This window comes from Exiguobacterium sp. PFWT01 (assembly GCF_018255795.1).
Taxonomy (GTDB): Bacteria; Bacillota; Bacilli; order Exiguobacteriales; family Exiguobacteriaceae; genus Exiguobacterium.
The window spans coordinates 1,299,789-1,315,981 of sequence record NZ_CP073755.1 but is presented as its reverse complement, the minus strand read 5'-3'; the positions used below and the strand labels follow the sequence as shown (position 1 = coordinate 1,315,981).

Genomic DNA, 16,193 nt, shown 5'->3' with positions numbered 1-16,193 from the left:
TTTCACAACAATCACTCCACAATCAGCTGGATCGACGACCCGCTTCTAGATTTTTTCACTTCAATCCGTGCATCGACACGGTCTTTCAATTCTTGGACATGACTGATGACGCCGACGAGCCGACCGGTCGCTTGTAAAGACATCAATAATTCAATCGCCTGGTCTAGAGATTCGGCATCGAGCGTACCAAATCCTTCATCGATGAGCATCGTCTCAAGACTGATGCCGCCACTCAACTGTTGAACGACCTCCGCAAGTCCTAGAGCGAGTGAGAGCGACGCCTTAAACCCTTCACCGCCAGATAAGTTTTGTACACGACGCGATTGTCCGGTATAGGCATCAAAGACGAGAAGCTCGAGACCCGATTTGGCATTCCCCTTCGCCGTCTCGACTTTGCGCTCAAGCCGGAACTGACCGCTCGTCATCTGATCCAAATGAATGTTGGCCGCATGAAGGATCTGATCAAAGAAGGCGGTTTGAACATATGTCTCAAACGTCATTTTCTGTGGGTTGATTCCCTTCCCCGTATCCGCAATCAATTTGATCGTCTCTAATTTCCGCTCTTCTTGTGCCGTCTGTTCGCGAAGGGTATTCCATTCGGAGATGACGTGTCTATGCCGAGACAAGGCATCTTGGGCTGTAATCAGCTGTTTCGACGCCTGCTCACTCCATTCAGCGACTTCCTTCACTTTCATCTCCATCCCATGCAGGTCCGGTCGCTCCTGATTCTCCAATTTTTCTTCAATCATCTGTTTAAGGTGTCGGAGTCGAACGCCTTCTTCCTCTTCACGTTGCAACTGTTCACGAATCATCGTCCGCTTGTCGATTTGATTGGCGAATGATTCATAGCGTTCACGCGTCAGATGTGATGCTTCTAGCTGATTGACCCAGATGGTCTGCTGGGCATCATACTGCCTCGATGCTTCAGTCAACTGTTCACGAATCAATGACAGTCGTTCTTCCTCTTTCCAAAGTGCTTTTTTCACCGTCTCAAACTCGTGGTCGTACGCCTCGACTTGTTTCATCAACATCGCGATGCGCTGCTCAAGGTCGGTTCGCTCGCGCTGTAACGCATCGAATGTCGTTTCTTCACTTTGGCCGAGTGCGTGGAGACTTTGTTGCGTCGCTTCAAGTTCGGATACGACACGCTCCCGCTCTTCGAACTGTTGACGTCGCTCTTGCTCTAACTGTCTGATTTCCGCTGACAGCTGACGTAGTGTCCGTTCGTTCTCTTGACGCATTCGTTCTTCCCGTTGCAATCGTTCTGCACGTGTTCGCCACTTATTGAGTTCTTCTGTGATACCCCCGTCGAATTGAATGTCTTTCGAAGCTTGATTTAGTTCTTGTCGGACTGCTTCAAGTTGTTGATGGAGCGAACGATAGTCCGCTCTCGCTTCGATTAAGCGTGTGGACAAATCATCAAGACGGGCCACGGCCGCATCCCGCTCTGCGATGTTCGTAACGGTTTCTTCGTGTTGTGGGATATCATGATGACGAGCACCGCATACCGGGCATGGCTCACCGTCTACAAGCGTTTCACTCAATTGTCTCGCTAATAGTAACTGTTCCTGATGTTTAAACGTGGAGACCACTTCCTGTTGGGTCACGTACTGTCGTTGAACGTCTTTACCCGTCCGTTCACATTCGTCGAGTTGTTTCGATAACTCACGCGCTTTTGTTTCAAGAGAGGCCAGATGCACCAATCGGTCGACATGACGTTCGGCATCGACTGCTCGTTCGCTCGGTTCAGACTTTACGCTTTCGACCAATTGTCGTTCTTTTTCTTGAAGTTCTTGTAACCGAGATTCTTTTGAAAACGTGGCCAATTGTTTTGCACGATTCATCAGTTGGTCACGAAGGGTCACGAGTGTGGTGCGTTCCTTGATTCTTGGCATCATCTCATCGACAATCCGTAGTCGCTCTTTACGAGAGATCACTACTTCTTTGTCCTTTTCAATCGTTGGTTGTCGCTCCACTAACTTCGATTGGGTGGATTGTAAGTGCTCTAATTTTGTCGAGGAGGTCTGTTCTTCCATCGTAAGCCGACGAACGAGTTGCTCTAGTTCCTGTAACCGTTCAAAGACTGGACGAATGTTGGCTGCGACCTCTAAATTTGTTAGCAGTTCACGTGTCTCGTTTCGAATCGATTCTCCGTTTAAAAAGATTGCAAGTGCTCGATCGGTCTCTTCTCGCTCCTGAAATAGGGTGATGAGCGCTTTTGCTTTCTCAAGTGCATCTCTTGCCTCTTCAAGTGCTGTCGCATACGTTTGTTTCTGGGCTATGGCCGTTTCACACGTTGCAATCAGATGTTCTTCACGCTCATCGAGCCAACGTTGAATCTGATCGATTGACTGGGTCGACACCTCTTCGATTGATTCATCCTCAAGTTCTAATAATTTGAGCCGCGTCCGTTCGACCGCCCATTCCACTTGTTTGCGATAGGCACTATAGCGTTCGCCCCACTTTTCCTGGAACGTACGATATGCCTCTGTTTTGAAGATGGATTGGAGGATTTGTTGTTTCTCATTCGAGTTCGAATCAAGTAATTGTCTAAATTGGTTTTGAGGGAGCAACAAAATTTGACTGAACTGTTCATACGATAGTTGTAAAATCGATTCGATTCGTTCTTGTACCTCGTTCACTTTCGTCGCCAACGGCTTCCATCCGTCTTCCCATTCATAGAGGATGGCCTCATGCGGGATCGGGGTCTTGTTTTTCGGATGAGGTTGTTGCGGCTGTCGTACGATCCGAAAGCGGTCACCTCGAATCGTGAACGAAAAATCTACTTCCGTCTTCAACTCAGGTTGTGCATACTGGCTTCTGAAGTCACTAGCATTTCGAAGCGCCCCACTCGCCCGGCCATAAAGGGCGAACGTCATCGCATCAAAAATCGTCGTCTTCCCGGCGCCCGTCCGACCGCTGACGACAAACATCGAGCGGCCAACCAACTGAGTGAAGTCAATCGTTTCACGTTCTGCATATGGTCCGAATGCTTGAATCATCAATTCGACCGGTCTCATCAGACATCACCTTCTTCTATCATTTGCTTCACAACATCTGAGGCAGTGCGATCATGTACGGCCTCAAAAAATTGGAGATATACCTCTTCTACGGACTGTCTTTCGAGCGTCTCGCGTTCAAACGTGGATGTCTGCTCCTGGCGACGTAACAGTTCCAATTCAAGATGAAGGATATTCGGATAGACAGTCCGAAGTTTCGCCATCGGATCATGAAGCGCCGTATCATCAGTCAATACAATTTTAAGGTAGTCATCTGTCTTTTGTTGCTGATAATAAGTTGGGGCAAGGAGTTCGTTCAATGTTCCGGTGAGTTGTCGCATATCCCGCTCTGGTGTCAAGGCACGGCGACGACGTGTCCATTGACCGTTCCATTCCAGAATATCGACGGATTTTTCATGATTGACCTCGGAAAACGAATATTTCATGAGCGACCCACTATATGCAATTCTTTCTGATTGAATCGCATCACGATTATGTAAATGACCTAATGCCGTATACGAAAAAGGCTCATATAACCCTTTTGCGACCTGTCCAGCCGTGCCAACGGATAACTGACGCTCTGAATCCGTCTCGAGTCCGCCCGCGACAAAACTGTGACCGATTGAAACCGCATCTTTTTCGATCATACCGAAAGCTTCAATGACCGCCTCCAGTGCATCATGATGCGTTCGAATCGAGTCGATGCCAAGAATATGCCGTACGCGAGCCGGCTCAAGGAATGGAATCGGATAAAATGGGATTCCTGCGACATCGAGGGGACCGGAAGTCGGGTCGAGTTTCCCAACGATGTGAAGACCCACTTGTCTCAATAACTTCGAACTATATTCGAGACGTTCTGCCGAATCATGGTTTCCAGCGATGGCAACAACCGGGATTCCACGGTTCAAGACGAGCTCTCGCCACATCTCATCGAGTAAATCGACCGCCTCGACAGGAGGGACGGCACGGTCATATAAATCACCTGCGATGATGACCGTATCGGGTCGCTCTTCATCTACGATTTGTAAAAATGAATGGAACAAGATATTCCGTTGATCTTCTGTCATATGTCGACCGTGGACAATCTTTCCTAGATGCCAATCGGCCGTGTGAATCCATTTCATCACGTATCACCTCTCTTTCCTATTCTAGCATGAGTCCTTCGAATGATTCGACGTCTTGACACCCGTTTTTGAAACAGCGAAAGTAAGAGGAGAGGAGGACTTCCAACATGAAACCATCAACATGGCAAACTTTTTTTCAATTATTCAAAATCGCGAATCCTCCGAAAGGGCTATTTGTCGGAGCCATTCTCATCTCTCTCCTTCAAGCCGTCGCCTCACTGGCTATTCCGCTTATCTTGCAACGTGTGGTCGATCGGTGGAGTAGCGACTTATTGACACCAGAATGGATCATCTATTTCGTCATCGCATTTTTGATTCAAGTCGTCACGAGTGCCGTTTCGATTTATTGGTTACATATTGTCGGGCAACGGGTCGTCGCCAATTTACGCACGACCTTGTGGGACCATCTCGTCAAACTGCCGATTCCTTTCTATGACGGCATCAAGTCGGGAGAACTGGTATCTCGGTTGAACAACGATACGACGACGCTTCAACAGTTATTGTCCGAACAAAGTGTCAGGTTGTTGACCTCTCTCGTCTCGGTCATCGGTGCCGTCGCCATCTTGTTCACACTCGATTGGCAAATGACACTCGTTATCTTGTTTTCTGTTCCGACCACACTCATTATTGTTATACCGCTCGGACGAAAGCTACGGATTATCGCAAAAGAGACACAACAAGAACTCGGAAATCTTTCCGGTTTCTTCGCCGAACTGCTCGGAGAGATTCGACTTGTCAAATCACAAGCGACGGAACAGATGGAAGTGAGTACCGGCAAAGCAAAAATCGAGACACTGTTCGATTACGGGGTGAAAGAAGGACGAATTCAAGCGATCCTCATCCCCCTTCTCAATGTGACCTTGACTGGAATGTTAATTGCCATCCTCGGGTTCGGCGCTTATCGCGTCTCGACCGGAGCTTTATCAACGGGCGAACTACTCGCCTTCATGCTCTATCTCTTCCAAATCATCACGCCGCTCATCACCATGAGTGAATTCTTGACAAGGCTTCAAAAGGCACGTGGAGCAACGGAACGAATTGCTGAATTGCTCGAAGTCAGTCCCGAACCATACAGCACACATGAAGAAACGATTCATCAGACAGCACTCTCATTTGAAGACGTTGCTTTCCATTATGGCACTGAACCCGTCATCCAAGGATTGACACTTCAAGTGTCACCGGGGGCGACAACCGCCATCGTCGGACGGAGTGGTGCCGGGAAAACGACACTTTTCTCACTTGTCGAACAGTTCTACACACCGACGGCAGGAACGATTCGATATGGAAATCGAGAGATTCAAACATACGGGCGTGACACTTGGCGTCAAATCATCGGATATGTCGCTCAAGATTCCCCCGTCCTCTCAGGATCTGTACGAACAAACATTGTGTACGGACTTCGACATGAAGCGAGCGATGATGAAATCAAAGAGGCCTGTGAAATGGCCAACGCATGGTCGTTCATTAAAACGATGCCAGAACAGCTCGATACGGAGATTGGCGAGCGAGGCATCCGTTTGTCTGGCGGGCAGCGGCAACGACTTGCTATCGCACGTGCGTTATTAAGAAATCCACAGATCCTATTGCTCGACGAGGCAACATCAAGTCTAGATTCCGAATCAGAACGCGTGGTCCAAGAAGCGTTAGACCGCCTGATGGTCGGACGAACGACGCTTGTGATTGCCCACCGACTCTCGACTGTCAGACATGCCGATCAGATTGTCGTCTTAGAAGACGGACGAATCAGCGGGATCGGGAAACATGAGCAACTTTTAACGGAGAATGAACTATATCAACGACTCGTTTCACAACAATTATTAGGGGGACAAGCCACATGAAAACAATCGGATTTATCGGGCTCGGGGTCATGGGCCAATCGATGGTACGTAATTTGATGAAACACGGATTTGAAGTGCAAGCATATACACGGACGAAAGAGAAGGCAGCCGCATTGTTAGAGGAAGGTGTGACATGGTGTGATTCGGTACAGGACGTTTGCCGAGACGCCGATGCCGTCATCACGATCGTCGGCTATCCGTCTGATGTCGAATCCATCTATTTTGGTGAAGGGAACATTCTTGATTCGGCAGAACCAGGTACATTATTGATCGACATGACGACGTCCTCACCGAAACTGGCTGAACGAATTGCCGAGACTGCCATTGAGCGGAGTCTCCTCCCACTTGACGCACCAGTAACTGGAGGCGATGTCGGCGCCAAAAATGGAACGCTGTCGATTTTAGTCGGTGGGGGTGAATTCGCCTTCAATAAAGCGAAGCCTTTATTTGAAGCGATGGGACAATCGATAGAACGAATGGGATACGCAGGAAGCGGTCAATATGCGAAACTTGCCAATCAAATCGCCATTGCCGGAATCATGATGGGGAATGCCGAAATGTTAGCGTTCAGTAAACGAGCTGGAATTGACCCAGAGGCACTCGTTCGTACGATTCGTGGTGGGGCAGCAGGTAGCTGGACGCTTGAAAACCTGGTTCCACGCATGATTGTCGAAGATTATGCACCTGGCTTCTTCATCAAACACTTTATCAAAGACATGACACTCGCTATCGAGAGCGCACACGAGCTACAAGTGACATTACCAGGTCTCGAGCTCGCACATCGCCTCTATTCAATTCTTGAAAAGAATGGATACGGAGAGAATGGCACGCAAGCACTGATCGAGTATTATCTTCATCAAGACGTTTGAAACCGGATGTTTGTGGAATTAGTAGGAGTGAAGGAGGCGATTTTCGTGCCATGGAATATGAAAGACTATCCAGAATCACTGAAAAACTTCAATCCACTTGTAAAAAAGAAAGCCATTGATATCGCGAACGCATTACTCGCGCAAGGCTACTCTGAGACGAAAGCGATCCCCATTGCCACCGAGCAGGCAAAAAAGTGGCATGCCGATGCGTCGGAAGAGGAAAAACAAGATTTTGAAGACGCCCCAAACCCTAAAAAGTCAGATCAGCACGGAACATAAAACAACCGGTCGGGTTATCCGACCGGTTGTTTTGCTTGATAGGAGGCATTTAGCTCTAAATAGAGTCCAGAAATCGCCGTTTGAAGATATGGTGTGACAAAGATATAAGCTAAGCCTCCAGTAAAAAGGACGAGCGCATACCATCCGATAAAACTCGCATAGAGCTTTAACATCGTCTGTCTGTGCCCTTTCATCATTTGGCGGCTCTTTCGCATCGCCTGGAATGCAGATAGGTCCGGCTCATCTCGCATGATAAATGGCGCGATGCGATACGTCAAATAGAACCAGACACCAGGTACGATCAAGAAGAGCATCAGCACGTTTAGACCTAAATAAAATACGGCATAGTAGACCACGGCACGTGAATAGTCTTTCAGTGACCCGAACGATTCAATCAACAATCCGAACGTTGGCTTTTCATCTTTCGCGACCTGAAGAAACACCCAATTTTTCCCGAGCTCGATGGGGGCGAGCAAAACCGTCGCCCCGTAAAGGAGCGCCACCGAGGTCAAAAGGACTTCGGGGTCGTTCGCCGAGAGATCAAGTCGGGTCGTGATCATCGCTTGAATGACCATGACAGTTAAGACGACGAGTAATGAGATGCCCCACTTCCCTGATAGCATGCGTAGCGCATATTGTTTGTAAACGGAAGATTGCATGAATTCACCTACATTTATTGTTTTCTCTCATTATAGCAAAAAAACAGTCTTCCGACTGTTTTCCGCCTTGGCTCATCCAAGAAGTGGTTTGAACTTTCCTTCATCGAGCTTTCCATTCGTTCGTACACCGTTTCCTATGTGTACCATCGCTACGTCAAGACGTTCTTGAAGAATCGGTAACGTTTTCACCGTGATCCCTGCACCAGGTAAAAGTGTCATCTCCGCCCGTTCCTTCAAGGCAATCAAGGTTTCGATTCCTTCTAGTGCGGTGTTGGCACCGCCTGAAGTGAGGAGAATGTCTACTTCCGGATATTCATTCAACACGTCCATCGCTTCAAAGAGATCACGAGATGCATCGAAGGCACGGTGGTACGTGAGCGTCATTTCCCCTTTGTGTTTGATGACTTCACCTAAAATCCGCTCGTCAATCGCGCCATCCTGTGTCAATGCACCGAATACGATTCCATCGACACCGAGCTCACGGCATAGACCGATATCCGCAAGCATAGTCTCGACATCATCCTCATTGTAATGGAACGAATGTGTATGGGGTCTAATCATCGCATGCACCGGAATCGACACATGTTCGACCACATTTCGAATCGTTCCAAAACTTGGCGTGATGCCCCCGTTTTCCATATCCGCAATCAGTTCGAGTCGTTTCGCACCGAGTTGCTCAGCCTGAATAGCTTCCGTTAGTGTAGTGACAATCACTTCTACATTCATTCAATCGCTCCCTTTACGGTGCGAACTTCCAGTCCACACCATGTTCGGCTAAGACGCCTTTGAAATCTTGAGGCTCCGGAAAATCAGAGATAATGGCCGTCACCTTCGAAAAATCACAGACGCGATACCGTTTTTGTTGATTTAGTTGGGTATGGTCCGTCAGTAAATACGTCTCGCGACTTTGTGACATCACCGACTGGGTGATACTGGCGAGGCCGAAAGCGTCACATGTTAAACCTAGTGACGCATCGACTCCTTCGACGGACAAGATGGCAAGGTCGAACATGTAAGTCTGAAGTTGCGCCAGGACCTGCTCACCTGTCGTCACGAGATGTTTCGGGTCGATTGTACCACCTAACAGCTGAATTTCGCCACCGAGCACACCTTTCGCCCGCTGTTCAAACAACGCCTTCGCCACCGTCAACGATGGTGTCACGACCGTCACATTGCGACCACGCAACCGGGATGCCACTTGCTCTGCCGCAACCCCGTGTCCGATATATAATAATGTATCATCTGGAATCAACTGAAATGCGGTATAGGCGATCCGACGAATTCCATCCATGTTTGCAATCACGATAGGCTGAAAGGACATGCTCTGATGAAGGACCGCTCCCCCGTATACACGTTTGATTCGATGTTCTTTTTCTAATTCTTCTAAATAACGGCGAATCGATTCCCCCGATACGTTCAAGCGCTCGATCAACTCACTCGTCTTTACTTTGCCTTCTCGTTCGATCCATTCTACAATTTTCTGTTTACGCTCTTCACCGATTAAAGACACGTCCCTGCCTCCTCCACAATAATCTTTCCTTTTCTAGTGTAACGAACGCATGTAAATTTAACGTAAATTGAAAGTAAAGAACGAGCAAATCCAACATGTTTTTGTTTCTTTTTTGTGTAAATCAACGACAATACACAAAAAAGGCACGCCCTAAACGGACGTACCTGCATGCGTCATGATTTCGGCTTGTGTTGAAACAGTGGAACTTTTGGTTCTTTTCCAGCACGAATACGTTGCCAGTTGGTACGATGCTTAATAATAATGAACAATGCGAGTGGCACGATGACGATCAGCGGTAACCAATCTTTCGTCACGATGCTATAAGTCGTTGCTGTCACCAGTCCCACCACGGCGGCAGCCATCGAGGAGAGGGATACCATGCGCGAGGTGAGGAGCGTCACGATAAATGTACCGACGACAACAAAGAAGAACCACGGGAAGGCTGCCAACAAAACTCCACCGCTCGTCGCAACCGATTTTCCACCTTTGAATTTCGCAAAGACTGGATAAGAGTGTCCAATCACTGCCGGGATTCCGGCAAGAAGCAGGCTCATCTCACTTCCGAATAGTAGAGGCAGCAATGCAGCGACAAGACCTTTCCCCATGTCACCGAGCAAAACGAGGATTCCTGCCTTCTTACCTAATACGCGAAACGTGTTCGTCGTTCCTAGATTGCCGCTCCCATGTTCTCGAACGTCTACGCGATAGCCGAGCTTGCCGATGATGAGGGCAAACGGAATGGCACCAAGTAGATAACTTAAAATAATAATCATGATTTCTGTCACATATGGCATCGCAATTCCCCTTATTTCATAAATTCCGCAATATAGCGATCATATGGCTGATTCAATGCATGTACCTGTTTCGCATGCTCCATACCGATATAACGTAAATGCCATGGTTCGTACATATACCCGGTCTCATCCTCAAACTCTTTTTGGTAACGGATGATAAAACCATACTCGTGAGCATGATTGGCTAGCCATTTTCCTTCAACCGTTTCACCGAGACTTTGAGTCAGTTGATAGTTGACTGAGGCGCTCGATACGTCAATCGCAAGTCCTGTTTGATGTTCAGAATGACCTGGTGGTGCGGAGTATTTCATGGCTTGCTCTTTGCCATCTCGTTCGACATAAGCATTGAAGAGATTGACTTGATAGGCGTATGAACGAAACGCACTCGTCCCTTTCAAATCAATTCCTGCTGCCTTCGCATCTTTCATTAGACCTTCAATCGCTTGAGCAGCCTCTTTACGTAACATTCGACGTTCACCGACTGTCGAGTCGACAAAATCGATATTCGCCTCTACTAAATCACTCGGCTGATAGTCGGCAGGCAATGCAATTTGCTTGTTTACAAGAATCAATTCATCTAATTCCAAATTGGCCACACCATCTGTTTCAATCGGTTGACTAGGTGTCATAGGTTCTTCCTCTACTGGTTCGGTCGGCTGTTCAGTCTCGTCCGACGTCTCCTCTTCAGAAGGTGACTCAGAGACCGTTTCATCTTCACGATCCGAAGTCGGTTCATTTGGTTCTGTCTTTGGTTCATCTATTGTTGATGACTGTGTCGTTGGTTCTTTCGGTTCAACTTGCTCGTTTGTCGTACAACCGGCTAACATGAACGTCAAGGCGCCGCAAACCATCAAAATCGATGGATAACGCATGCGATCTTCCCCTTTCTAGATAACAAAAAGTACCGTCAAGATATGATACCATACTGACGGTACGAAGACAGAAGATTCTTAGACAGGGTTCATGACGTTCAAATACATCTCATGCCATTTCGGGAACTCCCGATCGAGTCGAATCGGTTTGAAGTCGCCTCGTTTGACGACGACATGCGTTGTTGTGGCCGTGCCGACAAGTTCCCCATGTTGATTCGTCAACTCATACCCGTAAATCGTTCTGATTTTTGAATATTGATCGACCCATACACGAACATGAACTGTATCACCATACGTCACGCTACGCTTATAGTCCATGGATACATTTGTCACAGGAGAGACAAATCCCGCTTCTTCCATATCTTTATACTCGACACCTAGTTGTCGTAACAGTTCCGTGCGAGCAATCTCTAAATAAACTAAATAGTTGGCATGATAGACGATGCCCATCATGTCCGTCTCTTGATACCTTACTGGGATTTGAACCGTGTGCATTGAATCATCCTTCTTTCCTACGACAAGTATATTATAACTTACTCTTAATATCTACTACTAATAATTGTTGGAGTGACACTTCTTCATCCTCAGATGAGACTAAACGATAGGACTGACGAGCAATCGACTCATCGATGACAGATAGAGCGGTGCGCGCATTTGCATGTTTGATATCACCTAAACGAATAGCCAATGCCTCAAGCGCATCCTCTTCCATCACATAACCGAACTGACTTGCATAGTTTTTTGCGATGTCCACTAACTGTTCTTGCGTATAGTCAGCAAAGTGAATCGTCCGTTTCATTCGGCTGCTGAGTCCTGGGTTGGATTCAATCAACCGGCGCATCGGTCCTTCGTAACCGGCAAGGACGACGACAAGATTCTCGCCATGTTTCGGCATTTCGTCAACGAGTGTATCAATCGCTTCCCGCCCATAGTCGTTCGCCCCGCCGTTCAAACTATAGGCCTCGTCAATGAGTAAGACACCGCCAAGAGCGTCACGGATTGCCGCTTTCGTTTTTTGAGCTGTCTGCCCCACATAGCCACTGACCAAATCTGCACGACTGACGACATTGACATGTCCTCGCTTCAAATATCCTGTCCGTTTCAACATCTGTGCATACAGATAGGCAAATGTCGTTTTTCCGGTACCGCTGTTTCCGGTTAGTGTCACATGGAGCTGGACCGGCGCCGTCTTCAAACCAAGCGCTTTTCGTTTCTTCTGTATCTTGATGAGCGCTTCAATTTCAGCCAGTTGTGCTTTCGCTTCTTCCATGCCGACAAGGTCATCTAACGATGTCGGACTCGATTCATCATCTGGCTGATCAAAGTCTTCTTCAGTCAAAAGCGCCATTTCGTCTAACGGAGCATCTGCACCGAAGCGGGAACCCTTCTTAAACATCGCATCAAGTAAAATGTTATGGACAGTCCGAGCATTTCCGAACGTCGAGTCGACCCGTTCTCTGTCGATTCGAGCAAGAAGTGATCGTTTCGCCTCTTCTGTCAGCACGTAATTGTTCTCTTGTGCCACTTTCTCACCGATGGCGACCAATTCTTCGTCACGATAGTTCGGTAACTCGTAGTGATTCGATTCAGGGAATCGTGAACGTAAACCGGGGTTCGCCAAGAGGAAATGACGCATTTCTTCTGGATAACCAGCTAGAATGACGACGAACTTGCCAGCATATTCGCCACTCGTCATTGCGGCGACAAGCGTATCGATGGCCGCTTGTCCGTAATCACTGCCACTCGCATCTTGACGCTTCAATGCGTATGCCTCATCGATGAATAAGACACCACCTTCCGCCTCTTTCACCTTGTTCATTACCTGTTCTTCCGTTTGTCCAACATAGGCACCGACAAGACTCGAACGATCTGCCTCGACAAGGTCTGGGCGTCCTAATAAGCCGAGTTCAAAGTAAATCTCAGCCATGAGTCTCGCTAATGTCGTCTTGCCGGTTCCTGGATTCCCTGTGAAGACGAGATGAAGGGAAGGTTGATGTTTTGAAGAAAATCCGGCCTTTTCTCGTTCCTTCTGGAAAAGGAGGAAGCGATACCATGCCTTTACACGCGCTTTGATGTCATCGAGCCCAATCATGTCTTCAAGTGACTCAATCGCGCTCGAGCGTGCCTCGGTCGGACGGTCTGGTAGTAGCTCACAAATCGTGTGTAGTCGTTCTTTCACAAGGGCAACGCGCTCCCCGAATCGATGAAACGCTTCACGACTGAAATAGTTCCCCTGCATGGATGCGAGCAAGGAGGCGGTATCATCTTCAAGAGATGCGACCTCTTGCATCGCTTCGATGATCGCTTCAAACAGGTTTTCCAATTGTCCGCGCCATTCAGAATCACGCAAATCAGACTTCGCAGCCTCCACCTCATCATGGAGTTGGTCAAGTTGATCGAGCAACGCTGACGTTTTTGACTCGTACTCTGTTAGGATTTGAACCTTCATCGAGGCGTAATCGGCCTCTCGTAAGGTTGGCCAGTCGATTTGAAGCGCCTGTTTCGAACGACGCAACTGCTCATTCAGTTGAAACAGACGAAGCTCTGGAGGAAGTGCGTTCATCGCCTCCAACTCTTTTACCCAGCGGTTGAGTAACGGGTCCATCGCTTCCTTTTGTTTGAGCCGATGTGTTGCGAGCAGCCGCAAGGAACGAATCAACTCTTCTTGGTGCAAAGTAGCACGAGACCAATGTGCGTAAGATAACAAAGCCGCCTCGTTTACTTTTTCTCCAGCTTCCCAGTTCGTCAAGTCCGTTTGAACTTGTTCCACTTGAATTTGTTTCATCTTGTTCTCCCTTTCAGACGACAAGGGAGCCGACATCATGTCTGCTCCCCATCGGATTATCTTGATTCAAACGATGTCATCCGAATCGAATGGAATAACTTCCCGTTATTCCGCGATTCTGCCGCGAGCAAGATTCGTTCATGCGCATCGACATAATATGTGACAGTCTCTTTATTTTCTTCTTCACTAAAAATCGATGGATAGTTTTCAATCCACTCTTCTGGAACGGTCTCAGCCGATTCTGATTTCACATACGCTTGCGCGGTACGTCCGACCAAATCGGTTTCACCTTCACTTGAACCGAGCGTCCCGTCATCGAGCCACTTACGAATCTGTTCGTTCGTTGCACGTGACAAGAATGGATGAGGTGCGACTGCTCCGGAGTTCGTCTCCTGTCGAAGAACTTCTTCCCCGTCCGGATTGAACTCTAAGTAGGTCTCTCCATCCCATTCTGCCTTCGCGCCAACATTTGGTCCCGTCACGACTTCAGATACAAAATGTCCGTCCTCATCATACGTGACAACATACTCTCGTTCTTCGAGCTCTTCGCCTTCTTTTGGAAGTTTGCGTTCCTGATATCCGATCACGACATTCGAGTAGAATGGTTCGACTTGCTCTTCCTCTTCCCCGCTCAAATCCATGAGCACATAGAAGTTATAAGCGAGTAATGCCCCGACAATGAGGATGCCGGCCAATATCACCCAGCTCAACCTTTTTTTTATCTGTTGTTTCATAGCCTATCCTCCTCGTTTCTTCACTTACTATCCTACACTAGCGAGAAGGACAAGCAAAATATTTTTGACCGAAAAAGGGTCTCAGCTGAGACCCTTTCGAATTAACCTAATTGATCTTCATCCTTCTTTTGCATCTCGAGCCATTTATCTCGTTCATCCGGTTCGTCGGTAAGATCCTTGAATAAGGCAATCATCATAAAGATGAGCACGAAGATGAATGGGAAGGCTGCGAGAATCGCAACAGCTTGTAGAGCATCTAATCCACCAGCATACAAGAGGACAGCCGCGATTGAGGATTGGATGATTCCCCAAGTCATTTTAATCCCCATCGGCGGGACAAGTTTCCCGTTCGATGTAAGCATACCGAGGACGTATGTCGCAGAGTCGGCCGATGTAATAAAGAATGTCGAAATCAAGAAGATGGCGATCACACTAAGTAGCGTTCCAAAACCACCGAACGTCTCAAACAGTGCGAACAGCCCAACCTCAGTACCGATTTCGTTTACTTGATCAATTAAGCTATATCCTCCGAACAAATCAGCCCAGATGGCCGAACCGCCGAAGACGGAGAACCATAATAATCCGAATGATGTCGGGACAAGTAAGATTCCGATGATAAATTCTCGAATCGTACGCCCTTTCGATACACGGGCGATAAACGTTCCGACGAATGGTGACCAAGAAATCCACCAAGCCCAGTAGAAGATAGTCCAACCGTTTACCCATTCACGTTCAACGGGTTCAAAGGCAGCTGTACGGAAACTCATGCTCGGGAGCTGCTGCAAATAAGTTCCGACCGTTTGTGTGAACAAATCGAAAATGAATGCAGTCGGTCCCGCGAACATCGTAGCAACCAATAGAACGATTGCTAAGAAAATATTCGTGTTACTTAAAATTCGAATTCCTTTGTCAAGCCCTGTCGAGGCACTGATCATGTAGAGCACCGTTACGACGGTGATGATGATCAACTGTGTTACGAAAGCGTTCGGCACCCCAGGGATGAGGTAATGAAGGCCACCGGCAATTTGCTGAGCACCAAAACCGAGTGAAGTCGCTACCCCGAACGCCGTCGCAATGACCGCGAGGATGTCGACCGTTTGCTTTACAGGTTGTTCATAGCGGTTGTGGACGAGCGAACCGATTGTTTCCCCAATCGTTGCCGGACGACCTTTTCTGAACGTCGAATAAGCGATGGCGAGCGCAATCATTGCATAAATCGCCCATGGATGGAGGCCCCAATGGAAGAATGCATAACGCATCGCAGTACGTGCATCTCCTTCAGGTGTGGGGGAAGCGAATGGTGGTGAGTGGAAGTGGAGCAACGGTTCAGCCGCTCCCCAGAAGATGAGTCCAATTCCCATCCCGGCACTGAACAACATGGCAAACCATGATAAATAACTAAATTCTGGACGATCCGTATCTTTTCCAAGTCGAATCGAGCCGTACCTTGAAAAGATTAAGAAGACGGAAACCAGTAAAAATCCGGTGGCGCTCAAAAGATAGAACCAACCCATCCCGTTTGAGAGCCAGCCTTGTAACGTACTCGTCACGTTTAATAGAGTGGCATTACCTAATACACTCTCAGGGAATAGTCCCCAAATCGTGAACAAGCCAGTTATGATTCCAGATACGACGAATACGGTCGTCACACGGCTTTTTCGTTCCATAAAATCACTCCTATTTAATTTTCTATTTTCATATACGTTTTCCACCCTAACATACTTTTGAAA

Annotated in this window: 14 protein-coding genes; 3 read left to right on the top strand and 11 right to left on the bottom strand. The window is 47.8% G+C overall.

Annotation, left to right across the window (positions count from 1 at the left end):
* Positions 1-11 precede the first annotated feature (11 nt).
* Complete coding sequence (locus KD909_RS06805) at positions 12-3,020, bottom strand: AAA family ATPase (protein WP_211782751.1); 3,009 nt, start codon at positions 3,018-3,020, stop codon at positions 12-14.
* Positions 3,020-4,123, bottom strand: coding sequence for an exonuclease SbcCD subunit D (locus tag KD909_RS06800; protein WP_211782750.1), 1,104 nt, complete (start codon positions 4,121-4,123; stop codon positions 3,020-3,022). Before KD909_RS06800 ends, KD909_RS06805 begins: the two co-directional genes overlap by 1 nt.
* 107 nt (positions 4,124-4,230) lie before the next feature.
* Between KD909_RS06800 and KD909_RS06795 the strand changes: the two genes are divergently transcribed.
* Genes KD909_RS06795 through KD909_RS06785 form a run of 3 tightly spaced genes read left to right on the top strand, consistent with a single transcriptional unit; the run spans position 4,231 to position 7,109 of the window.
* Positions 4,231-5,961, top strand: a complete 1,731-nt coding sequence (locus tag KD909_RS06795; protein ID WP_211782749.1) for an ABC transporter ATP-binding protein — start codon at positions 4,231-4,233, stop codon at positions 5,959-5,961.
* Positions 5,958-6,830 carry an NAD(P)-dependent oxidoreductase gene (locus tag KD909_RS06790; protein WP_211782748.1) on the top strand — a complete coding sequence of 291 codons (873 nt, stop codon included), beginning with the start codon at positions 5,958-5,960 and terminating at the stop codon, positions 6,828-6,830. The genes KD909_RS06795 and KD909_RS06790 overlap by 4 nt, the downstream gene beginning before the upstream one ends.
* Before the next feature lie 45 nt (positions 6,831-6,875).
* Complete coding sequence (locus KD909_RS06785; RefSeq protein ID WP_211782747.1) at positions 6,876-7,109, top strand: DUF2188 domain-containing protein; 234 nt, start codon at positions 6,876-6,878, stop codon at positions 7,107-7,109.
* 14 nt (positions 7,110-7,123) lie between these two features.
* On the opposite strand, the gene KD909_RS06780 is transcribed toward KD909_RS06785, so the two are convergent.
* The 9 genes from KD909_RS06780 to KD909_RS06740 form a co-directional block, all read right to left on the bottom strand.
* On the bottom strand, positions 7,124-7,768 hold the full coding sequence (locus tag KD909_RS06780) for a DUF975 family protein (protein ID WP_211782746.1): 645 nt from the start codon (positions 7,766-7,768) through the stop codon (positions 7,124-7,126).
* A 72-nt stretch (positions 7,769-7,840) separates the two neighbouring features.
* Positions 7,841-8,494, bottom strand: coding sequence for a copper homeostasis protein CutC (locus tag KD909_RS06775; protein WP_211782745.1), 654 nt, complete (start codon positions 8,492-8,494; stop codon positions 7,841-7,843).
* A gap of 13 nt (positions 8,495-8,507) precedes the next feature.
* Positions 8,508-9,278: a DeoR/GlpR family DNA-binding transcription regulator gene (locus KD909_RS06770; protein WP_211782744.1), complete on the bottom strand. Its 771-nt coding sequence runs from the start codon at positions 9,276-9,278 to the stop codon at positions 8,508-8,510.
* 173 nt (positions 9,279-9,451) lie between these two features.
* Positions 9,452-10,072, bottom strand: a complete 621-nt coding sequence (gene plsY, locus KD909_RS06765) for a glycerol-3-phosphate 1-O-acyltransferase PlsY (protein ID WP_012726437.1) — start codon at positions 10,070-10,072, stop codon at positions 9,452-9,454.
* Positions 10,073-10,083: 11 nt separating this feature from the next.
* On the bottom strand, positions 10,084-10,944 hold the full coding sequence (locus tag KD909_RS06760) for a M15 family metallopeptidase (protein WP_211782743.1): 861 nt from the start codon (positions 10,942-10,944) through the stop codon (positions 10,084-10,086).
* A 78-nt stretch (positions 10,945-11,022) separates the two neighbouring features.
* Positions 11,023-11,439: an acyl-CoA thioesterase gene (locus KD909_RS06755; RefSeq protein WP_012726439.1), complete on the bottom strand. Its 417-nt coding sequence runs from the start codon at positions 11,437-11,439 to the stop codon at positions 11,023-11,025.
* 31 nt (positions 11,440-11,470) lie between these two features.
* Positions 11,471-13,729 carry an AAA family ATPase gene (locus tag KD909_RS06750; RefSeq protein WP_211782742.1) on the bottom strand — a complete coding sequence of 753 codons (2,259 nt, stop codon included), beginning with the start codon at positions 13,727-13,729 and terminating at the stop codon, positions 11,471-11,473.
* A 56-nt stretch (positions 13,730-13,785) separates the two neighbouring features.
* Positions 13,786-14,463, bottom strand: coding sequence for a hypothetical protein (locus KD909_RS06745; protein WP_031423512.1), 678 nt, complete (start codon positions 14,461-14,463; stop codon positions 13,786-13,788).
* 101 nt (positions 14,464-14,564) lie between these two features.
* The gene (locus KD909_RS06740; RefSeq protein ID WP_211782741.1) at positions 14,565-16,130 is read right to left on the bottom strand and encodes a BCCT family transporter; all 1,566 of its coding nucleotides are present in this window, start codon (positions 16,128-16,130) and stop codon (positions 14,565-14,567) included.
* Positions 16,131-16,193 lie beyond the last annotated feature (63 nt).